Genomic DNA, 21,099 nt, shown 5'->3' on the forward strand with positions numbered 1-21,099 from the left:
TGGTGGCCCCTGGTGCATCGTCAGTTGACGCCGCACGATACGGTGGCACAACACCAAGGACGGTTGCGCGAAGGCCGTCCATCGCGGATAGTCTTCGCCTCACGGCCCTGGCGCCTCGTAGGGGTGGGAAAACTGATGGAACACATGCAAGTGCGGACTCGGCCCCGCGTGCCGGCGATCCAGTGCGGTGTCGGCACGACCGGCCGTCGGATCGACCGACACCTGGCCGTGCTCGGCGCGCCCGCGCTCCCGGCGGTGGACACCGCCGAGGCGCTCGGGTTGATAAGGGAGCTGACGCCGCGCGGCGCGGACGCCCCGACGGCCAAGCGTCGTCACGCGCGGATCTCGCTGCTGACGCCACTGCGCCGGCTGCGGCGAAGCCTCTTCGGCGGGCGCGGCTAGCGCCCGTCGGCTCGGGGCCCACGGCTCCGCGGCCCGGGGCCTCCCGGGCCACCCGATGCGGATCGGGACCCCGACCCGGCGGACCACACGGACCGTCGGGTCTTCGGCGTACCCGGCTCCGGGGTCGTCCCGGCTGGGCCGATGTGGTCTAAACCTTTCACCCTAGTGCACCTCGCCGCCCCCACAGGTGGAGTCGGCGAGGTGCTGCGCGAGGTCCGCCGAGGTGGGTCAGGATGGCGCCATGGCGGACAACATCCACTCCACCCACCAGGGCCTCTTCCAGACCACCACCTTCGAGATCACCACCGGCAGCCGAGAGGTCGCGCTCGACATCACCGACCGCTGTGCCGCGTTCCTCACCGAACGGGCCGCCGGCCGCGACGGCCTGCTCAACGTCTTCGTCCCGCACGCCACCGCGGGAATCGCCGTCCTGGAGACCGGATCCGGCAGCGACGACGACTTCCTCGCCACCCTGCGCGAACTGCTCCCCGCCGACGACCGCTGGCGCCACCGGCACGGCAGCCCCGGCCACGGCCGGGACCACGTGGTGCCCGGCCTGGTCGCCCCGCACGCCACCCTGCCGGTGATCGGCGGCCAGCTGGCGCTCGGCATCTGGCAGTCCGTGGTGCTGATCGACACCAACGGTGACAATCCACGCCGAACCGTGCGGCTCTCCTTCTTCGGCTGATCCGGCTCCCTCGGCCGAGGCTCCTTCGGCCGACACTCCTTCGGCCAGGACTTCTTCGGCCGACACTCCTTCGGCTGACTCGACGCTCTACTCGACGGCGGGACCGGCCGGGCCCGCGGGCCCGGCCGGCTCGGCCACGGCGACGGCGGCGGCCACCGCGGCCAGGTAGCGCTCGATCGCCAGGTACTGGCAGAGCAGCGCGACCGGCCGGCCCAGCCGCGCGTACCAGGCGGTCAGCCGGGAGAACGCCGACACCTCGAACCACACCTCGCCGGCGGCGTCCATGGACACCAGGAACGCCTCTTCGCCGCACTCCGGGTGCCCGGGGAGCGTGCCGTACGCGAAGCCGATCCGATCCGGCTCCTCGACCGTCCACACCACCCGGCACGGGATCACCAGCCGGGGCCACCGGCCGCCCGGCAGGCTCAGCCGCAGCAGCACCGTCGACCCCGGCTCGGCCGGCGCGTGCGGGTACACGGCGAAGCCGGTGCCCAGCTGGCTTCCCCAGCCGAGCACGTACCGCCCGGCCCGGGCCAGCACCTGCGGCCCGCGGCCCAGGTGCACCCGCCGCCGCAGGTGCGCGTAGCCGTCCGGCAGCGGGCCGCCGCGGGTGGCGCCGACCTCGGGGTAGGAGGGCGCGGTGGCGCGGGCGGCGAGCAGGCGCCGCTGGAGGTCGGTGGCCATGCGGTCACCGTAGCCGGGCGTCGCGGGCCCGCCGCCGGCGGGTCGCCCGGGGCGGAGGGGGGCGGGGCGTGGGGCGGGGCGGTCCGGCGCTCGGGTCGGGCTCGGGCCGGCGGCGCCTTGCGGCGGGGGCCGGGGGCGGAGTAGGAAGGCGGCATGAGCGACAGCGCGAGGAACGAGGACACGGCGGTCTGCGAGTTCGCCCCCGACGGCGGGGTGCAGGCGGCGCAGGCGGCGCTGGTGCGCGATCCGGCGTCGACCGGGCCGCGGGCCGACTGCGTCCTGTGCGGGGAGCCGACCGAACTGCCCGCCGACCACCCGGGCAGCACGCTCTGCCCGGTCTGCACCTGGCAACAGGCCCAGCGGGTGGCCTGTTCGGGCTGATGCGACGCAGTGTGCCCTAGCCGCAATGCCACCGGCTTGACAGTGCCCGCAAGCCGTTGACCTGCGGCGATGCAGGGCCCAGAAGGCACCGGAAGGCCGCCTCAAGACCGCTGGCAGTGCCCCTGAGCGGTCCCTAGGCGTCCTCCCGCCCGGCCAGGGCCAGGGTCGAGCCGCGTCGCCCCTTGCGGACCAGGAGCTGGGCGGGGATGCGGGTGCGCAGGTCGGCGACGTGGCTGACGATGCCGACCGCCCGGTCGCGTTCGCGCAGGCCGTCGAGGACGTCCATCACCTCCTCCAGGGACTGCTCGTCGAGCGTGCCGAAGCCCTCGTCGATGAACAGGGTGTCCAGCGGCATGCCGCCGGCCTCGTCGGTGACCACGTCGGCCAGGCCCAGGGCCAGGGCGAGGGAGGCGAAGAAGCTCTCGCCCCCGGAGAGCGTCGCGGTGTCCCGCTCGGTGCCCGTCCAGGCGTCGACCACCCGCAGGGCCAGACCCGAGCGCTTGTTGCCGGTGCCCCGGTCGTCGCTGTGCACCAGGGTGTAGCGGCCGCCGGACATCCGGACCAGCCGGTCGCTGGCCGCCGCCGCGACCTGCTCCAGGCGGGCCGCCAGGACGTAGGACTCCAGGCGCATCCGGAGCCGGTTCTCGGTGGAGGTGCCGGCGGCCAGCGCCGCGAGCCGGTTGATCCGCCCGTACCGGGCCAGCGCCGGGGCCAACTCGGCTGCGAGGTCCGCCAGTTGCCGGCCGATCGAGGCCAGTGCCGCGCACCGTTCGGCGGCCGCCGAGCGGGCGGCGTGGGCCCGGCCCAGCCGGTCGGTGGCGGCGCTGAGCGCGGCCGCGGCGGCGGACAGGTCGACCGGCGGACGGGCCGCGGCCTCGGCCAGATCGGGCAGTGCGAGTTCGTGCCGGACGGCGGCGGACTCGGTTCGGTGCCGCTCCAGCCGGGCCGCCAGTCGCTCGCGCTCCGCGCGGGGGAGCAGTACGGCGAGGGCCTCCTCGGGGCTCGGGAAGCCCGCTGCGGCGGCGGCCTCGGCGAGCTCGACCTCGGCGTCCCCGAGCCGGGCCAGCGTCTGCGCGCAGGCCCGCGAGGCCTCGGCCACGGCGGCGACCCGCTCGACCAGCCGCTCCAGCGCGGCCGCCCGCGCGGCGACGGAGGCCGCCTCGCCCCGGGCCGCGGCCACCCGCGCGGCGAGTTCGTGCTGTTCGTGCTGGAGCGCCTGGAGCCGGTCGGTACGGACGGCGGCGCGCTCCCGGGCCTCGCGCAGTTCGGCGAGCCGGCGGTCCTGGTCGGCCGACAAGCGGGCGATCTCCTGCTCGACCCGGCCGAGCGCCTCCGCCGAGTGCAGCGCCTCGCGGTGCTCGCGGTCCAGCTCGGCGAGGGCCTGCGCGAGCGCGTCGGCACCCTCCGGCCCGGCCGCGCCGGTGGCGGTCGCCTCGCGGACCCGCAGCGCGGTGAGGGCCTGGTCCGCTGCCGTCCAGGCCTGTTCGGCGACGGCCTGGGCCCGGCGGGCACGCTCCTCGTCGTCGGCGCCGACCCGGCCGTCGGCGGTCTCGGCGGGTGCCGGGTGTTCGGGCGAGCCGCAGACCCGGCACGCCTCGCCCGCGCGCAGTTGCTCGGCCAGCTCGGCGGCCATGCCCGCCAGCCGCCGCTCGCGCAGGCCGAGGCCGTACTCGCGGGCGTCCAGCGCGGCGGTGCGCAGGGCGGCAGCGCGCGGCTCGGCGGCGGCGATCTCGGCCCGCAGGCCGTCGCGCTCCCGGGCGGCGTCCAGGCGGGTGCTCAACTCGACCCGTCGGCCGTCGAGTTGCTCGACCAGCGCGCCCGCCGACCGGGCCCGGTTCTGCTCCTCCTGGAGGCCTCCGAGCCGCTCGTCATACTCGGCCAGCCAGTCCTCGGCCTCCTCGGCGAACTCGTCGGCCCGCCGGCGCTCCTCGTCCAGGCTCCGCTGCTCGCGGGCGAGTTCGGCGCAGCGCCGCTCCTCCGCCCCGGCGGCCTCCAGCCGGACGAGCCCGGCCCGCAGGCCCCGTTCGGCCTCGGCCAGCTCGGCGGCCCCCGCCTCGGCCAGCGCCGGGCCCCCGGCGGCCGCGCTGCCCGCGCCGCCGTCGCCGTCGCCGGCCAGCACCTTGCGGTGCCGACGCTCGGCCTCCCGGGCCCGCCGGTGCGCCTCGGCCGCGCCCTCGTGCAGCCGCAGCGCGGACTCCACCCCGACGGCCGCCTGCGCCGCCGCCAGCCGCCGGCCGTCCCGGGCCGCCTCGGGCTCGAACGCGGCCAGCCGGTCGGCCTGGAGCAGCGCCTGCCGGTGGCGGTGCTGCCGCCCGGCCAGCTCCTCGGCGGCCGCTCGCTCGCCCTGGGCGGCGCGTTGCGCCTCCTCGGCGCCCGCCAGCGCCTCCCCGGCGACGGTGAACTGTTCGGCTGCGCCGCTGCGCAGGATCGCCGCCCAGCCGAGCACCCCGGCGGTCAGGTCTGCGGCGTCCTCCTCGGCCGGCACCCAGCCCTCTGCGGGCTCGGCGCCGGGGCCGGCCGCCTGCTCGGCCTTGCTGGCGAGATCCCGCAGGCGGCGCCGGCCGGCCTGGACGGCGGCCTCCTGGACGCGCCGCTGCTCCGCGAGCCACCCCTCGACGTGCTGGAACCGCTCGGTGTCGAACAGGCGCCGCAGCAGCTTGCCGCGCTCCTCCGAGTCGCCCTTGAGGAAGCGGGCGAAGTCGCCCTGCGGCAGCAGCACCACCTGGCAGAACTGCTCCCGGTTCATGCCGATCAGCCGGTGGATCTCCTCCCCGGCCTCCTGGTGCGACTTGCTCACCGCCCGCCAGCCGGGCGTGCCGTCCCCCGCGTCGGCGGCCCACTCGCGCAGCAGGGTCTGCGGCCGCTCGACGGTGGTGCCGGTGCCGACCTTCTTCGGCCGCCGCTGCTCCGGCAGCCGGGTGATCTGCAGCCGCCGCCCGCCGAGCGTCAGCTCCAGCCGGACCTCGGTCAGCCTGCGCGCCTCGGCGTGGTCGCTGCGCAGCCGGTTGGCCCGCCGGGTGCCGGGGACGTCGCCGTAGAGGGCGAAGCAGACCGCGTCCAGCACGCTGCTCTTGCCCGCGCCGGTGGCGCCGCGCAGCAGGAACAGGCCGCCGGCGGCGAGCGCGTCGAAGTCGACGCTCTCGCTGCCCGCGAACGGGCCGAACGCGCTGACGGTGAGCCGGTGCAGCCTCATCGGGGCAGGTCCGCCTTCCGGTCGGTGGTCTCCCGGACGCTCTCGAACCCGGCGCGCAGCCAGCCCAGCTCGTCCGGTTCCGGCTCGGCACCCGGGCGCACGTGCCGCAGGAAGCCCTCCGCGATCTCCAGGTCGGCCCGGCCGCTGACCCGGGCCGCGTACGACCGGGAGGGCTCGGCCTCGCTCTCCTCGGGGTCGAAGAGCAGCTGGAGGGTGTGCGGGAAGCGGCGGCGCAGCTTCTCCATCGGCTCGCTCGGGCGGGCCGCGTCGGTGAGCGTCGCCTGTACCCAGGCCTGCTCGTACGGCGCGTACTCGTCCTTGGTGAGCAACGCGTCGAGGCTGTCGCGCAGGGTGGCGAGCGGGCGCGGGCGCGGGCAGTCGACGCGCTCGGCGGCGACCGAGCCGTCGGCCGCGAGGTCGACCAGCCACATGGTCTTGCGCTGGTCCACCTCGGAGAAGGAGTAGGCGAGCGGCGAGCCGCTGTAGCGCAGGTGCGGGGCCAGGGTCTGGCAGCCGTGCAGGTGGCCGAGCGCGGCGTAGTGCACGCCGTCGAAGACGGAGGCGGGCACCGAGGCGACGCCGCCGACCGCGATGTCCCGCTCGCTGTCGCTCGCCGTCCCGCCGGTGACGAAGGCGTGCGCCAGCACCACCGCGCGGGTGCCGGCCGGGCGGGCCGCGAGATCGGCCCGGACCTGGTCCATCGCCGCGCCGAGCACCGCCGCGTGCCCGCCGCGCTCCAGCCCGAACCGCTCGCGCACCAGCGTCGGCTCCAGGTACGGCAGCCCGTAGACCGCCACCGGCCCGTGCTCGTCCGCCAGCAGCACCGGGGCGGCGCACTCGCCCGGGTCGGTGCGCAGGTGGATGCCGGCCCGGCCGATCAGCCCGGCGCCGACGCCGAGGCGGCGGGCCGAGTCGTGGTTGCCGCTGATGAACACCGTCGGCACGCCCAGCCCGGCCAGCCGGTGCAGCACGTCGTCGAACAGGGCGACCGCGTCCAGGCCCGGCAGCGCCCGGTCGTACACGTCCCCGGAGACGAGCACGGCGTCCACGCGCTCGGCCCGGACCACGTCCACCAGGTGGTCCAGGAACGCGCGCTGGGCGTCGTGCAGGCTCTCCCGGTGGAAGGAGCGGCCCAGATGCCAGTCGGAGGTATGCAGCAGTCGCATGGTTCCCGACCTTAACGTCCGGTACTGACAGTCCCGTCCGGATCAGGAGACCCGAGGGTCTCGGGACATGCGCGTTCGATTACTCGGGGTGGATTGTCAGTGGCTCTGTGTATGTTCCTCGACGTCGGCGGTTCCGGGGTCGGGGCCGTCGGCGGTGTCCGGTGCTGGGCTAGTCGGTGGGAGGAACCATGCGGGTGTGGTCGTCGGGTCGTGAGGGCTCCGGGGTTGCGGAGCGTTGTGCGGGGCGTTGTGGGGGCCCCGGGGGTTCCGAGTGTTCCGGGGCCGTGGATGTCTTCGGGCGGTCGCGGGTCCGCCGGCGGGTGCTGCTGCGCGCCGGGCGGCGGGCCGGGGCGGACGGTGGGCCGGGCGCTCCCGGTGGGGCCCGGCCGTCCGGTGGTGACCGGCCGCCGGGAGGGCGTGCGGGCGGGGCGGGTGCGCGGGGGCGCCGCGGCGGGCGGGCCCGGGGTGCTCCGCCGCCGCAGCCGGTGGCGGTCGCGCTGGCGGCGGCTGCGGCCGACTTCGCCGGCCTCGCGCGGTACGGGTTGTTCGGCCGGCTCGCCCACCAGGAGTACCTGCGGCGCTCGGAGGAGCAGCTGAGGGCCCTGCACGCGCAGGGCCTGGAGGTGCACTTGCGGGTCCTGGAGGCGGGTGACTACGAGGACTACTGCACGGCGCTCGGCCTCGACCCCCGGACGCCCGCCGCCCGGGTCGCGTACGCGGGCGATCCGGAGCTGGCCGGGGAGCCCTTCGTCTACGCGGGGGAGCGGCTGGCCGAACTGCTCCCGGTCCTGCTGGACGACCACCGGGCGCGGGTGCGGATGTCCGTCGCGGGCGTGGCCCTGCTGGAGGCGGTCGGCGACGACCCGGACGGGCAGCGGCGGCTGGCGGCGGTGATGGGGTACGTGACGTCGGCCTACCTCGCGCTGGCCGAGGGCGCGGGGGAGGGTTGCCACCTGCTGACGCTGCGCTGCCACGGCCCGGAGGACGGCGAGCAGCTCAGCTCGGCGGTGGAGGTCTGTGTGGAGGCGGGCGGCCTCTACCCCGCCGGGCGGGACACCGAGGCGTTCTGCGTCACGCTGGCGGCGGGGGTCGCCGGTGGTGGGGCGGGGGCGTTGCTGCTGCACGGCGATCCGGGCGTCCCGGCGCCCGGGGCCCCGGCCTCGGACGGGCCGTGGGTGCGCGGTTGGGCGCTGGCCGGCGGGCGGTTGCGGCCGATGACGGTGCACGAGGTGTTCGACGAGCTGGCCGACGACGCGGCGCGCGGGCTGCCGTTCCCGCCCGGGGTGGTCCCGCGACCGGGCTTCCCGCTGCCGGGCTTCCCGGAGCCCGGCTCGGCTGGGCCGGGGGAGGGGGGTGGGCCGCTGGGGTGATCAGGGGGTTTCCACCCCTGTCATCCACCATGCGGCGCTGGGGACTGTTCATCGACCGCCTGTTCGGGGAAGATTCGGAGAAGATCAACAGCAGGAGCGCGCGGTGCCCCACGCCGCCGCTCCGGCCGCTCCGCTCCGTACCGTGCTCCGCAGGTCCGTCCCGCGCACTGCCGGTCCGGCGAGCCCGACAGCGAGAGGGGGACGCATGAGCCGGATCGAGTACAGCGCGGAGATCGCCGAGCTGCTCGGCAGGGTGCGCCGGCGTCCCACGGCGGGGTGGCCGTGGCGGCCGGGCGAGCAGGTGCCCGAGGGGCTGCCGGTGAAGCAGTCCTGGGGGTGGCTGTTCGCTCCCGACGGGCGGGTGCTGACCCTGGTCAACCCCAGGGACGGGATCTGCTCGCTCCCCGGCGGATCGCTGGAGCCGGAGGACGCCGGGGATCCGGCCTCCGCGCTGGCTCGGGAGGCGGCCGAGGAGGCCCAGGCCGTGATCGGCCGACCGTACTACCTCGGTTACCTCTACGACCGGGTCGGCTCGGCCAACGGCGGGCACGAGTGCGCGCGGGTCCGGATGGCGGCGGCGCTGCGCGCGGTCGGCCCGAGCGCGGCCGACCCGGCCTCCGGCCGGCACTACCGGCGGCTGCTGGTCGCGCCCGGACTCGCCGTCGAGCTGCTCGGCTGGGGCGCGCCCGGGCTGCGCCAGGCCCGGGTGGCGGTCGCCACCGCCGCCCGCCGGCTCGGCGTGCCGGTCGCCGCGAACGAGGCGATCGAGGAGCTGCCGGTGGAGGGCTGCGTGGTCTTCCCCGGCGCCGTCTATCCGGATGCGGTGTGCTCGGACGCCGGTTGCTCGGATGCCGTCCACCCGGATGCGGTGTGCCCGAGCGAGCCTCACCCGGGCCTCGCGTAGCCCGAGGAGGGGCTGCCGGGTGCCGGCGCCGTCCGTCTGATCCGTGGTCAGGGTTTCGAGCCGGAGTCGCGTGCGTCGGAGTCCGCGTGCGCTGACGCCCTTGCGCCCGGGGTCGGTTCGTGCGGGGTCGGTTCGTGTCGCGCCGGTTCGCGCCGGTTCTCGGCGCGCTGTGCCATGGCGAGCCCCGGCACCCCGCGACGCGTCGTACGGCGGGTGGCCCGGCGGTGGCCGGGCCGTAACGGTGTCCTGGCCGTGCCCTGACTACCAACTGACCACTCGCTGACTTTTTCACCGACCACCGTCTACGCGCGATGACCGACGCCCGTCGGCGTACACCGGCGCTGACCAGCGCCAACTCACGCCCTGTGGACGGTGGTTCACTTCTGCGTTGTCGGACAGCCCGTCAATGTCCTTGGCATGAGCGCTTCCCGGTTCACCTACTGCCTGGTATCACTTCTGTGACCCATACCACACCAGGAGGTGCCATGCTCCGTCCAGCTCGCGCCATGTCCGTTGCCGCGATAGCGGCTCTGCTCACTCTGACCACGTTGTTCACCGCGTCATCCGCGAATGCGGCGAGCGTCAACTACGTCGCTCTCGGGGACTCCTACTCCGCCGGTGTCGGTGCCGGCAGCTACCTGAGCGACAGCGGCAACTGCAAGCGAAGCACCAACGCCTACCCGTACCTGTGGAAGAATGCGCACTCGCCGTCGTCCTTCTCGTTCGTCGCGTGTTCCGGCGCCAGAACCGGAGACGTCCTCAGCAACCAGCTCTCCGCGCTGAGCTCCAGCACCACGCTGGTCAGCCTGTCGGTCGGCGGCAACGACGCCGGCTTCGCCGACACCATGAAGACCTGCGTGCTGGAGTCGGACAGCACCTGCCTCAGCGCCGTCAGCACGGCCCAGAACTACGCCCGCAACACCCTGCCCGCCCAGCTGGACAAGGTGTACTCGACGATCCACGCCAAGGCGCCGAACGCCCACGTGGTGGTGCTGGGTTACCCGCACCTCTACAAGATCGGCGGCAGCTGCATCCTCGGCATCAGTGACACCAAGCGCGCCGCGATCAACGGTGCCGCCGACACGCTGGACGAGGTCATCGCCAAGCGGGTCGCCAACGCCGGCTTCAGCTTCGGCGACGTGCGCAGCATCTTCACCGAGCACGAGATCTGCGGCTCGCAGACCACCTGGCTGAACAGCGCCACCCTGCCGGTCGACGAGAGCTACCACCCGAAGGCCGCCGGCCAATCCGGTGGCTACCTCCCGGTCTTCACCCAGTCGTAACGGCTTCGCGCCGGTAGGCCGTCGCTTCAGGGCGCCGCCGAACCGGCACACGGGCCGTCGGCCCCTCTCCCCGAGCGCGGGGAGAGGGGCCGACGGCATTCGTGCGTCTCAGTCCCGGGCCGGACCGGGCCGCAGCGGCGGGAACGGGATCCCGGCGAGCGTCGGCAGCAGTTCCGCTTCCTCGTAGTCGAGGTGCGCCTCCAGCTCGGCCGACATCCGGTCCAACTCGGCCCGGAGTCGGTCCGGTTCGGTGACCTCGATCCCGGCCAGCAGCGCCACCAGCTCCTCCCTGATCCGCCCGATCACCAGGTGCTGTTCGCCCAGCTGTTCCAGCACCCCGGCCAGTTCCGGGTGGTTGCGCGCGAGCGCGGGGAAGATCGCGGCGTCCTCGCCGGCGTGGTGGTGCGTCAGCCCCTCGCAGAAGGCGAGGCAGTGCTGGCGCAGTTGGAGCCCGAGGCCGGCCGGTCGGCCCGCGATGTGCGAGTGCGCCTCCTCCCGGACGTGGCGTAGCTGCGCGCGCAGCCAGGTGTGCGCCTCCAACAGCTTGTCGGCGAGGCTGCGGACCTCGCGCGCGGGTGTCTCGGGCTGCTCCAGGACGACCACCGGTAGTTCCCGGTCGGTGTTCGCCTGGTAGTCGCCGTACCCGGGCGCCTGCCGGACGACAGCCGCGAACAGCCGCTCCCGGCGGGCGCCTTCGGCGGGTACGGCGATCACGTCGAACGCCTCGGAGCCGAGTTCGACCCGGACCACCGGTCGGGCGAGCAGGTTGCGGTACCACTGCGGGTGGTCCGGCGCCCCGGCGGCGGAGGCGACGACCAGGAGCAGCCCCTCGGCCCGGACGTACCCGAGCGGCACGGTGTGCGCCTTGCCTGAGCCGGCCCCGGCCGTGGTGAGCAGCAGCAGGTCGCCGCCCTCGAACGGGCCGCCCACCCGCCCGCCGTTGGCGCGGAACTCCTCGATGACGCTCTGGTTGAACTGGTTGACATGGTTCGTGGACATGGGTGTGGACATGAGTGTGGGTGAAGTCTCCTACAGGGATTGGGAGTCACGGCCACACGCGGTGCATGGGCGCGCACGCGGACACCGCGGTGACCGCCTACGTCAGATCAGGGCAGCGGAGAAAGTACTCATCGCGCATCGTCCCTCGGATAAAAGGTGCTCGCCCGGCGGCCGGCCGGCCCACTACTCTGTGGCCGGCGCCACGCTGCATGCCCCCATTAGAGCCACGCCGCGGACGCCCTGTCAACGAGCAAGATCGCCGACGAAAGTTCCCTGACCGGGATCGTCGACGAAAGGGGAGTGAACGCCGTCGTGGAGCGCATCGTCGACCTCGACCACGCCGCCGAGCGGATCGCCGCCCGGGCCGTACGCTGGCGGGCCGCCGGCCTGACGGTCGGCGCGCTCACCTGGCGCGACGCCCTGGCCCCGTGGCCGCAGCCGCTGGAGACGGACCGCGCCCGCGTCGCGGACCCGGACTCCGTCGGCGTCCAGGTCGTGGACCCGCTGTCCGGCGGCGAGCTGCACGTGGTGCTGTTCCGGGGCGGCTGGGCCGACGTCGAGTACCTCGCCGCCGGCTGGGAGGAGCAGGAAGACGCCGAGGGCGGAGTGATCCCGGCCAACGACTTCACCGGCGCCGCCGACTTCGACGAGCGCCTGCGCGGCTGGATGGCGCACGTCTTCGGCTGATCCCGGCCGCCGGTGGACGGGAGCCCGGTGAGTGGGTGCCCCCGTCGGCGGGCGCCCTGGGGAGCCCGCCGACGGCGACGCGTCAGTGCAGGTAGTCGACCAGGCCGGCCGGCTTGAGCCCGGCCGCGTCAGCGGCGGCGAGGGCGCGCTGGAGGTCGGCGGCGAGGGTGTCGGTCCAGTGCATCAGGACGACGTCGCCCGGCTGCAACAGGCCCGGGTGCCAGATGTTGGACGCGCCCCAGCTGAAGTCCGCGTCGGCGGTGAGCACGGTGCGGATGCCGCAGTTGGCGGCGGCCTGGAGGGTGTCGGCGTTCCAGGCGAAGTACGGCGGGCGGAAGGCCACCGGCGTGGTGCCGAACTGGCGGGTCATGGCGTCGCGGGCGTCGCAGATCTCGATCTGCTGCTGCTCCAGTGGCAGTTTGCTGAGGTCGGAGTGGGAGACGCTGTGGTCCTGGATGGAGGAGCCGGGCACGGCCGTGACGCGTCGGAAGAAGTCGGGGTCGGTGCCGGCCGGCATCGGCAGCGGGAAGGCGGTGATCGGTAGCCGGTGGTCGGCGATGAACTTCTCCGCCTCGGGGGTGCGCTGCCAGCCGTCGTCGACAGTGAAGAAGACGACCTTGTCGCTGGTGGGCGCGGATCCGGCGGCCACGGCCGGGGCGGGCGCGGGGCCGTCCACCCGGACGTCGTCGACCGAGAACGGGCCCTGCTGGTACCAGCCGTGGACGTAGAGCCGGACGCTGTGCGCGTTCGGGCCGGTGGTGAACCGGGTGGTGAGCTGCTGCCAGCCGCCGCCGGTGGTCTCGGTCCAGGCCGGGGCGACATCCCTGCCGGTGCCGGTGGCGCCCAGGTAGACGAAGGCGCCGCGGACCCAGGCCGAGGCGGTGTAGGTGGTGTTGGGCTGGACGGCCACGGTCTGCGCGCACTCGCCGGTGGAGTCGGCGGTGGCCGGCGTGACGGTGAGTGCGGAGGCGCCGGAGTGCGCGGCGATGGTGGTGACGGCGGCCTCGGCCGGGCCGCCGGTGCACTTCCAGCCGGGGACGGCGCCCCAGTCGGAGAGGTCGGGGACGGGCAGTTCGAAGCCGGGGTTGGTGGCCAGGTTGACGGTCGGGCCGCTCGGGGTGCTCGGACCGCTCGGGGCGCCGGCCGGGGCGGGCCCGGGGGCGGCGGAGGCCGCCGGGGCGGCGAAGGCGGTGAGCAGCGCGACGGAGGCGGCCAGCGCGGACAGGCGCGTGAACTGGCGCGTGGACTGGCGCGCGGACAGGCGCGTGAACTGGCGCGTGGACAGGCGCGCGGACGGGCGCGTGGACATCGACACGAGAGGACTCCTGCATGTGGGGGACACGCCCGTGGGGAGGGCGTGGCGGAATCGGAACCCTGGAACCGGGGCCTTGGGTCGGGCCCCTGGAACCGGGCTCGCGGGACCTGGGTGCTCCCGGAGGGGCGGGAGCGGATGGTGCGCCGCACTCGGACCGAGGAGAAACAATGGACTGGACCAATCGGCCCGTCAAGGGAACGGCCGGTGAACCGAAGCCCACCGCACCCGCCGCAAAAGGGACAAGACGATCCGTCAGGGGACGTACAACTCCGCGATGTCATCGGCGTAGTACTCGGCGATCGCCGCCCGGCGCAGCTTCAGGGAGGGCGTCAGCAGCCCCTGGTCCTGGCTGAACTCGCGGGGCAGCAGCCGGAACGCGCGGATCGACTCGGCCCGCGACACCGCCGTGTTCGCCGCCGCCACCGCGCGCTGGACCTCGGTGTGCAACTGCTCGTCCGCGAGCACCGCCCACGGGTCCAGCTGCTCCAGCCCGTGCGTCTTCAACCAGTGCGCCAGCGCCGCCGGGTCGAGCGTGATCAGCGCGGCCACGTACGGGCGGTCGTCGCCCACCACCAGGCACTGGGAGACCAGCGGATGCGCGGCCACCCGCTCCTCCAGCGCCGACGGGGCCAGGTTCTTGCCGCTGCTGGTGACGATCAGGTCCTTCTTGCGGCCGGTGATGGTCAGGTAGCCGTCCTCGTCCAGCCGGCCCAGGTCGCCCGTCCCGAACCAGCCGTCGATCAGGGACTCCGCCGTGCACTGCGGGTGGTTGAGGTAGCCGCCGAAGACCGAGCCGCCGCGCACCCAGACCTCGCCGTCGTCGGCGAGGGCCACCGACGAGCCCGGCAGCGGATGCCCGACCGTGCCCAGCTTCTGCCGCCCGATCGGGTTGGCGGTGATCGCGGCGGACGTCTCGGTCAGCCCGTAGCCCTCGTACAGGTGCAGGCCGGCGCCGGTGAAGAAGAGGCCGAGCTCGCGGCGCAGCGCGGAGCCGCCGCACATCACGCTGCGCACCCGGCCGCCGAGTACGGCCCGCAGCCGCTGGTAGACGGTCCGCTCGTAGGCGAGGTGGCGCAGCCGCAGCTTGGGGCTGGGCCCGGGTCCGCGCCCGAACGCCTTCTGCTCCCGGGCGGCGGCCCAGTCGACGGCCACCTGTCGGGCCTGTTCGAAGAGTTCGCCGCGCCCGGCGTCCTCGGCGGCCCGCCGGGCCTGCTGGAAGATCTTCTCGAAGACGTACGGGACGACGTGCAGGAAGGTCGGCCGGAAGGACTCCATCGCGGGCAGCAGGGCGTCGGTGGAGACCTCGGGGACGTGTCCGATCCGGAAGCCGCCGCGGATCGCCGCGACCTGCACGGCCCGCCCGTAGACGTGTGCCAGCGGCAGGAACAGCAGGGTGGACGGCTGTCCGCCGCCGGTGTCGTGGAAGGCCTCCCGCCAGCCGCCGAGCAGTGCGTCGGCCTCGGCGGCCAGGTTGGCGTGGGTGATCAGGCAGCCCTTGGGGCGGCCGGTGGTGCCCGAGGTGTAGACGACGGTGGCGACGTTCCCGGCCGTGACGCCGAGCCGCTGGCGGTGGACGAGCGAGTCGGGCACGTCACGGCCGTCCTCGGTGATCGCGGCGACGCAGTCGCGGTCCAGCTGCCAGATGCCGGTGAGGTCGGGCAGCGCGTCGCAGACCGCGCCGACCGTCATCGCGGCGTCCTCGTCCTCGACCAGGCAGGCCACCGCCTGGGTCTCGGCGAGGATCCAGCGCACCTGCTCGGCCGCCGCGGTGGGGTAGACCGGGACGGTGATCGCGCCGATCGACCAGAGCGCGTAGTCGAACAGCGTCCACTCGTAGCGGGTGCGGGACATCAGGGCGACCCGGTCGCCGTAGCGCACGCCCCGGGTGAGCAGGCCCTTGGCGAGGGCGAGCACCTCGTCGCGGAACTCCCGCGCGGTGACGCCCCGCCACTCGCCCCGGTGCCCGAACCGGTGCCCGTCCCGGTGCTCGTCGCGGTGCTCGGCGGGTCCGGCGGAGTCAGCGGGGCCCGGCGGGCCGACGCGGCGGGCCAGCTGCACCAGGTCCGGTGTGCGTTCGGCGGTGTCGTACAGCGAGTCGGCGAGTCCTCCGGTGGCCTCGGGCCCGGCCACGGCGGGGGTGGTGAACTCGCGCACATTCCCCCCGTTGGCGTCTCGCGGCGGCACTGCCCGCGCCGGAACCGGTGTCGGCGCCGGAGGCCGTGGCGGCGGTGCCGGGCCGCGCAGGTGGAGCGAAACTATCGGATCGGCCTGTCACTGCCCAGGGTTGTGACCGTGACGCGACGAGATCGGCACCGGTCCCTGCGGAAGGTGTCGCCGCCGGGGAGGAACCGCGTGCGTTCGGTGATCGGGCAAACCGGGCGGCGGCGGATGATCCGGACGCGAGCCCGCAGTGACCGGGACCCGATCCTGACGTGTGCGGGGCAAGCCGGGGAAGTGGACTGGTTCGACCCTCGAACGAGTGGTCAGGGCGTAGTAGGCTCTCGCAGACCTGCGACCGGGGGCCTCCCGGCCAGGCCCGATCCGACGACGCACCATCCACGCCGACCAGCCCCGAAGCCGATCTCCGAAGCCCGCACCCGAAGTCCTTTCCGAAGCCCTTTCCCAAGCCTTTTCCGGCCGAGCCCCGCGGCTCCTCCGAACCGCTCCCCGTCCGCGCCTGGCACTTCCCGACCGAGGACTCCATGCGTCTGCGCAGCAGCTCGATCCGCGCGAAGATCATCGCGCTGCTCCTGGTGCCCATCGTCGCGCTCACCGCGCTGTGGGTGTACGCGACCTTCGCCACCACCGGAGACGTCTGGGGCCAGCTGGAGATCAGCCGTACGTACAAGGAGTTCGGGACCCCGGTCGACCAGTACGCCGACGATCTGCAGAACGAGCGCCGCGCGGCCGTCCAGCGACTGGCCGTCCCGAACTCGCAGGTCGCCACGGACGCCTACGAACACGCCAAGGCCGCCACCGATCGTAGCCTCGACGTCCTGCGGCAGAAGAAGGACCACGTGGGCGGCAAGCTCTCCAGCTCCCAGCGCGGCCGCTTCCTGCAGATCATCGCCGCCGCCGACCAGATCGGACCGCTGCGCGCGCAGGTCGGCCGCTCCGCGCTCAACTGGGAGTTCGCGCTGGGGCAGTACAGCGACCTGGTCAAGCCGGTGTTCGGCTTCCGGTCCGCCTACGTCGCCCGGCAGACCGGCCAACTCCCGCGCCAGGGAACCATCCTGATCGAGCTGGTGCGCGCCCGCGAATACCTCGCGCAGGAGGACGCGGCGATGGAGGGCCTGCGCGGCGGCGCCGCCAAGCCCACCGCCGAGCAGTACCAGGTCGCCCTGGACGCCCTGCACAACCAGCAGGCCCTGTTCACCGTCTACATCGCCGAACTCGAACCCGCCGACCAGTCTGACTACATCGCCCTGCGCGGGGGCGAGGCCTGGGCCGCGCTGGCCCGCGCCGAAGCGGACTTCGTCGGCGCCGGCGGCCCCGAGCGGGTCGCCCAGGCGATCAACGGCGACTCCTGGCGGGAGACCGCCGACCGGGCGCTCGGCGACCTCACCTCGATCAACACCCGGATCGCCAACGGGATCGGCGAGCGCGAACGGTCCGCCGCGATCGGGATGCTCTGGCGGGGCGGCATCGCCGGCGCGATCGGCCTGGTCGCGGTCGTCCTGTCGGTGCTGATCTCCTTCCGGATCGGGCGCGGCCTCGCCCGCGAACTGATCGGACTGCGCAACGCGGCCAACGAACTGGCCGGCGCCCGGCTGCCCTCCGTCATGCTGCGGCTGCGCCGGGGCGAGGCGGTGGACGTCGCGGCCGAGGCGCCCGAACTACGCTTCGGGGCAGCCGAGATAGGCCAGGTCGGCCAGGCCTTCAACGCCGTCCAGCGGGCCGCCGTCGAGGCGGCGGTCGAACAGGCCGAACTGCGGCGCGGCGTCTCGGCGGTGTTCGTCAACCTGGCCCGGCGCAGTCAGGTGCTGCTGCACCGCCAGCTCACCCTGCTCGACACCATGGAGCGCCGCACCGAGAACCCGACCGAGCTGGCCGACCTCTTCAAGGTCGACCACCTCACCACGCGCATGCGGCGGCACGCCGAGGGCCTGATCATCCTCGCCGGCGGCTCGCCCGGGCGCGCCTGGCGCAAGCCGGTCCGGATGGTGGACGTGGTCCGCGCGGCGGTCGGCGAGGTCGAGGACTACGCCCGGGTGATCGTCCGGCCGTTCCCCGGCACCGGCCTGCTGGGCAGCGCCGTCGCGGACGTCACCCACCTGATCGCCGAACTCGTCGAGAACGCCGCGGTGTTCTCCCCGCCGACCACCCAAGTCACCGTCCAGGGTGAGGTGGTGGCACACGGATTCGCGCTGGAGATCGACGACCGCGGGCTCGGGCTGAGCGATCAACTCCTCGCCGACATCAACGAACGCCTCGCTGTGGAGCAGGAGTTCGACCTCGCCGACACCGACCGGCTGGGCCTGTTCGTGGTCAGCCGGCTGGCCCGGCGGCACGGCATCCGGGTCCACCTGCGCCCGTCCCCGTACGGCGGGACGACGGCGGTCGTGCTGATCCCGCGCGAACTGCTCGCCGAGGCGCCGGACGGCCTGCCCGAGCCGCCGCCCACCGGACAGCGCTCCGCCCCGGTCCGGCGCGGACAGCGCGACCTGATCGCCGTGCCCGCGCTCGGTGGTGGCGGTGGCGGTGGCGGTGGCGGTGGCGGTACGGCGGAGGGCTCGGCTCGGGCCGCTGCCGGTGCCGGGTCCGGGGCCGGTTCCGTTGCGGGGGAGGACGAGCGGCACCGGGGCAGCGGCGGTCCCCGGCCGTCCACGTCCGAGCCTGCCCGGACGCCGGGCGGGCTGCCGCGACGGGCCTCGCGGACCAAGGGCGGGCCGGTGCTGGTGCCCGCGCCGCCCAGGGACACCGAGGACGGTGCGGCGACGGGGCGCCACCGTCGGGACGAGCCGACCACGGCCGCTCCCGTCCTCGACGGGCCCGCGGACCCGCCGTTGGTCGCAGGCCCGCGGACCGAGGGCGGGCTGCCCCGGCGGGTCCGGCAGGCGAACCTCGCGCCGCAGCTCAAGGAACAGCTGAAGGAGCGCCTCCGGGACCGGACCGACCACGGGCCCGAGGACGAGGCCGCGCTCGCCGCCCGCCGGGCCCGGGAGGCCCAGGAGGCCGAGCGGGCGCGTGAGCGCTCGCCCGAGGAGGCGCGGGCCACCTTCGCCTCGTTCCAGCGCGGCTTCACCCGGGGGCGCGGTGCCGCCACGTCCGGGTCGGCCCCGGCGAGTGCCCGACCCGCCGCCGTACCCGTCTGGCAGCCGCCGGACCCCGCCCGGCGGGCGATCAGTCCGGCACCCGCCCCGGCGGCGCTGTCCGCGCCGTCGGACGGTGCCCGGGCGCCGCTCGCCCGTCGGGTGCCGCCCGGCCCGCCCGTCCGGCGGAACCCGGCGCCCGCACCCACGGCACGACCCGTGCCACCTGCATCAAGGGCAACACCTGAACCATGGGCAACACCTGCACCATCGGCAGCACCTGTACCAACAGCACCACCTGCACCACCCGCTCCATCGGAAGGAACTGATTCATGACCACTTCGACGCAGCCGTCCGGGGACCTCAACTGGCTCCTGGACGACCTGGTGGGGCGCGTCGCGGCCCTGCGGCACGCCGTGATCCTCTCCAGCGACGGCCTGGCCACCGGCGCCTCCCGCGACCTCGACCGCGAGGACGCCGAGCACCTGGCGGCCGTCGCGGCCGGGTTCCACAGCCTGGCCAAGGGCGCCGGCGGGCACTTCAAGGTCGGCGGGGTCCGCCAGACGATGGTGGAACTGGACGAGGCATTCCTGTTCATCACGGCGGCCGGTGACGGCAGCTGCCTGGCCGTGCTGAGCGAGGCCGAGGCCGACATCGGCCAGATCGCCTACGAGATGGCGCTGCTGGTCAAGCGGGTCGGCGAGCACCTGGCCGCCGAGCCGCGCACCGAAGCCGCGCCGCCGGGGAGATGAGCGGTCCGATGGCGGATCCGAAGGCTGAGGCGGCGGGGCGGCCCGAGCCGGGCGGCTCGGCCGCGTCGGCCGGGACGGCAGGTACGGCAGGGGAGGTGGCGGAGCAGATGGGCCAGGACGGGGCCGAGTCCGACCTGCTCCACCCGCGTGCCCCTGCCGACGACCGCTGGTTCGACGACGAGGCCGGCCCGGTCGTGCGGCTCTACTCGATGACCCGCGGCCGCACCCGGCCGGTCGAGGACGGCCTGTTCGACCTGATCTCGCTGATCACCGCCGCCGAGCCCGGGCCGAACGCGGGGGCCGTGCCGGCGCACGTCCTCGACCCGGAGCACCAGACCCTCCTGGCCTGGTGCCGCCGCGAGCCGCTGTCCGTCGCCGAACTCGGCTCCTACACCGACCTGCCGGTCAGCGTCGTCCGGGTGCTGCTCGGCGACCTCTACGACGCCGAGCTGATCAGCGTCACCCGACCCGTTCCGCTCGCCGAGCTGCCGGACGAGCGCCTGCTGCGAGACGTGATCAATGGACTCCGTGCGCTCTGACCACGACGGCCGCGCCGCCGCCGGCGGTACCTCTGGTGGCGGCACTCCCGGCACTCCCGGCACCCCCGTCGGCCACGGCTCCGGCGGTCGCGCCAACGACCCGCGCTGGCGCGGCGGCCCGGCCGTCGCGGTGAAGATCCTCGTCGCGGGCGGCTTCGGCGCGGGCAAGACCACGCTGGTCGGCTCGGTGAGCGAGATCCGACCGCTGCGCACCGAGGAGGAGCTCAGCGAGCTGGGCCGCCCGGTGGACGACACCTCGGGCGTGGAGGCGAAGCGCACCACCACCGTGGCGATGGACTTCGGCCGGATCGACCTGCGGCCCGGACTCGCGCTGTACCTGTTCGGCACGCCCGGGCAGGACCGGTTCTGGTTCGTCTGGGACGAGTTGGCCCGCGGCGCGCTCGGCGCACTGGTGCTCGCGGACACCCGGCGGCTGGCCGACTGCTTCCCCTCGGTCGACTTCTTCGAGCAGCGCGGCATCCCGTTCGTGGTCGCGGTGAACTGCTTCGACGGCACCGAGCGGTTCTCCCCGGACGAGGTCCGCGACGCGCTCGACCTCGACCCGGACATTCCCGTGCTGCTGTGTGACGCACGCCTGCGGGAGGACGGGAAGGAACTCCTGGTCGCGCTCGTCGAGCACGCCGCCGCCCGTCGCCACCGCGCCCCGGCCCGGACCTGACGCCGCCGCGACCCGGTCTGACGCCGCCGCACCCCGGTCCTGGCGCCGCCGCGACCCGGTCTGACGACACCGCGCCCCCGGTTCGGCACTGCACCCGCACAGAGGCTTCACAGAGCCTCCGAGCCACCCGACGTCTCATTCGGTTGTCCGCATCCCGGACGTTCGGTGTGCCGAAGGTTGCCTAGACCGGCCCGGCGTGGAAGGCTCTGGGCACGAAAGCCGCCCGGCCATGCCGTCGGGAGGGCCGGAAACGTTCCGTTCACGAAGGCGCGCATCGACGACGACGCGCCATTGTGCAGAGCAAGGGGGAGGGCAGCAGGATGACCGTCGGCCAGCAACGTGCCACGACCGATCCCGCCCCCGTCACGCCGGTGCTCACCGTCCGCCGCTACATCGACCAGGCGCTGATCTGCAGCGCCTGTTGTCGGTGACCGGCCGGCCCCTTCCCGGTACGTCCCCGACGATCCCGGCCCACCCGGCCGCCGTCTGACGCACCGCCAATCCCGTCGACCAGGCCGTAGCGGACCCGCCCCATCCGGCGTGCCCGCGACCGCCGATCCGGACCCGCCTCGCGGAGAGACCACCAGTGAACATCGCCTGCACCAGCCCCGCCCCCGGCATCGCCGGCCGTCCCCGCTCGACCGGGGCGGCCTCCGCGCTGTGCGACGGTGGACCGGCCAGGCGGTGGAACGGGCGCGCGAACCGCGCCGGGGACAGCCACCAGGGTCACCTCGACCTTGAGCCGTTCTGGCCGTCCCGGCAGCCGCACCTGTTCGATCAGACGTGTCCGGGCTCGCCCAGCGCG

17 protein-coding genes are annotated in these 21,099 nt (G+C 74.6%); 11 read left to right on the forward strand and 6 right to left on the reverse strand.

What is annotated here, in order from left to right; all coding sequences use genetic code 11:
• Positions 1 to 135 precede the first annotated feature (135 nt).
• Positions 136 to 402, forward strand: coding sequence for a hypothetical protein (locus ACIOGZ_RS01345; protein WP_063349971.1), 267 nt, complete (start codon positions 136 to 138; stop codon positions 400 to 402).
• A gap of 241 nt (positions 403 to 643) precedes the next feature.
• Positions 644 to 1,090 (forward strand): YjbQ family protein, encoded by a 447-nt coding sequence (locus ACIOGZ_RS01350; RefSeq protein ID WP_350875241.1) that lies wholly within the window; start codon positions 644 to 646, stop codon positions 1,088 to 1,090.
• Between the two features lie 87 nt (positions 1,091 to 1,177).
• On the opposite strand, the gene ACIOGZ_RS01355 is transcribed toward ACIOGZ_RS01350, so the two are convergent.
• On the reverse strand, positions 1,178 to 1,774 hold the full coding sequence (locus tag ACIOGZ_RS01355) for a DUF1990 domain-containing protein (protein WP_363579325.1): 597 nt from the start codon (positions 1,772 to 1,774) through the stop codon (positions 1,178 to 1,180).
• Between the two features lie 153 nt (positions 1,775 to 1,927).
• On the opposite strand from ACIOGZ_RS01355, the gene ACIOGZ_RS01360 reads away from it, so the two are divergent.
• Positions 1,928 to 2,155 (forward strand): hypothetical protein, encoded by a 228-nt coding sequence (locus ACIOGZ_RS01360; RefSeq protein WP_363627559.1) that lies wholly within the window; start codon positions 1,928 to 1,930, stop codon positions 2,153 to 2,155.
• 133 nt (positions 2,156 to 2,288) lie between these two features.
• On the opposite strand, the gene ACIOGZ_RS01365 is transcribed toward ACIOGZ_RS01360, so the two are convergent.
• The gene (locus ACIOGZ_RS01365; protein WP_400984351.1) at positions 2,289 to 5,348 is read right to left on the reverse strand and encodes an AAA family ATPase; all 3,060 of its coding nucleotides are present in this window, start codon (positions 5,346 to 5,348) and stop codon (positions 2,289 to 2,291) included.
• Positions 5,345 to 6,514 carry an exonuclease SbcCD subunit D gene (locus ACIOGZ_RS01370; RefSeq protein ID WP_363579319.1) on the reverse strand — a complete coding sequence of 390 codons (1,170 nt, stop codon included), beginning with the start codon at positions 6,512 to 6,514 and terminating at the stop codon, positions 5,345 to 5,347. Before ACIOGZ_RS01370 ends, ACIOGZ_RS01365 begins: the two co-directional genes overlap by 4 nt.
• Positions 6,515 to 6,999: 485 nt before the next feature.
• Here ACIOGZ_RS01370 and ACIOGZ_RS01375 point away from each other — a divergent pair, with 485 nt between their 5' ends.
• The 3 genes from ACIOGZ_RS01375 (at position 7,000) to ACIOGZ_RS01385 (ending at position 10,071) form a co-directional block, all read left to right on the forward strand.
• On the forward strand, positions 7,000 to 7,884 hold the full coding sequence (locus ACIOGZ_RS01375) for a hypothetical protein (RefSeq protein WP_363627557.1): 885 nt from the start codon (positions 7,000 to 7,002) through the stop codon (positions 7,882 to 7,884).
• Between the two features lie 205 nt (positions 7,885 to 8,089).
• Positions 8,090 to 8,788, forward strand: a complete 699-nt coding sequence (locus ACIOGZ_RS01380; protein WP_363579315.1) for a hypothetical protein — start codon at positions 8,090 to 8,092, stop codon at positions 8,786 to 8,788.
• A gap of 485 nt (positions 8,789 to 9,273) precedes the next feature.
• Positions 9,274 to 10,071 carry an SGNH/GDSL hydrolase family protein gene (locus tag ACIOGZ_RS01385; protein WP_400984355.1) on the forward strand — a complete coding sequence of 266 codons (798 nt, stop codon included), beginning with the start codon at positions 9,274 to 9,276 and terminating at the stop codon, positions 10,069 to 10,071.
• A gap of 108 nt (positions 10,072 to 10,179) precedes the next feature.
• On the opposite strand, the gene ACIOGZ_RS01390 is transcribed toward ACIOGZ_RS01385, so the two are convergent.
• Positions 10,180 to 11,070 (reverse strand): nitroreductase/quinone reductase family protein, encoded by an 891-nt coding sequence (locus ACIOGZ_RS01390; RefSeq protein WP_363627556.1) that lies wholly within the window; start codon positions 11,068 to 11,070, stop codon positions 10,180 to 10,182.
• 300 nt (positions 11,071 to 11,370) lie between these two features.
• Between ACIOGZ_RS01390 and ACIOGZ_RS01395 the strand changes: the two genes are divergently transcribed.
• Positions 11,371 to 11,757 carry a hypothetical protein gene (locus ACIOGZ_RS01395; protein ID WP_363627555.1) on the forward strand — a complete coding sequence of 129 codons (387 nt, stop codon included), beginning with the start codon at positions 11,371 to 11,373 and terminating at the stop codon, positions 11,755 to 11,757.
• An 82-nt stretch (positions 11,758 to 11,839) separates the two neighbouring features.
• Here the strand turns inward: ACIOGZ_RS01395 and ACIOGZ_RS01400 are convergent, their stop codons facing one another.
• Positions 11,840 to 13,066: a polysaccharide deacetylase family protein gene (locus tag ACIOGZ_RS01400; protein WP_363627636.1), complete on the reverse strand. Its 1,227-nt coding sequence runs from the start codon at positions 13,064 to 13,066 to the stop codon at positions 11,840 to 11,842.
• A 258-nt stretch (positions 13,067 to 13,324) separates the two neighbouring features.
• The gene (locus tag ACIOGZ_RS01405; RefSeq protein ID WP_400984358.1) at positions 13,325 to 15,226 is read right to left on the reverse strand and encodes an AMP-dependent synthetase/ligase; all 1,902 of its coding nucleotides are present in this window, start codon (positions 15,224 to 15,226) and stop codon (positions 13,325 to 13,327) included.
• 548 nt (positions 15,227 to 15,774) lie between these two features.
• Here ACIOGZ_RS01405 and ACIOGZ_RS01410 point away from each other — a divergent pair.
• The 4 genes from ACIOGZ_RS01410 (at position 15,775) to ACIOGZ_RS01425 (ending at position 20,294) form a co-directional block, all read left to right on the forward strand.
• Positions 15,775 to 18,660, forward strand: coding sequence for a nitrate- and nitrite sensing domain-containing protein (locus ACIOGZ_RS01410; RefSeq protein ID WP_400984361.1), 2,886 nt, complete (start codon positions 15,775 to 15,777; stop codon positions 18,658 to 18,660).
• A complete protein-coding gene (locus ACIOGZ_RS01415) occupies positions 18,657 to 19,076 on the forward strand; it encodes a roadblock/LC7 domain-containing protein (RefSeq protein ID WP_063349983.1) in 420 nt (139 codons plus the stop codon). Before ACIOGZ_RS01410 ends, ACIOGZ_RS01415 begins: the two co-directional genes overlap by 4 nt.
• A gap of 8 nt (positions 19,077 to 19,084) precedes the next feature.
• Positions 19,085 to 19,615 (forward strand): DUF742 domain-containing protein, encoded by a 531-nt coding sequence (locus tag ACIOGZ_RS01420; protein ID WP_400984364.1) that lies wholly within the window; start codon positions 19,085 to 19,087, stop codon positions 19,613 to 19,615.
• Between the two features lie 130 nt (positions 19,616 to 19,745).
• On the forward strand, positions 19,746 to 20,294 hold the full coding sequence (locus ACIOGZ_RS01425) for an ATP/GTP-binding protein (protein ID WP_350875683.1): 549 nt from the start codon (positions 19,746 to 19,748) through the stop codon (positions 20,292 to 20,294).
• Positions 20,295 to 21,099 lie beyond the last annotated feature (805 nt).

It is taken from the genome of Kitasatospora sp. NPDC088160, assembly GCF_044741445.1.
Taxonomy (GTDB): Bacteria; Actinomycetota; Actinomycetes; order Streptomycetales; family Streptomycetaceae; genus Kitasatospora.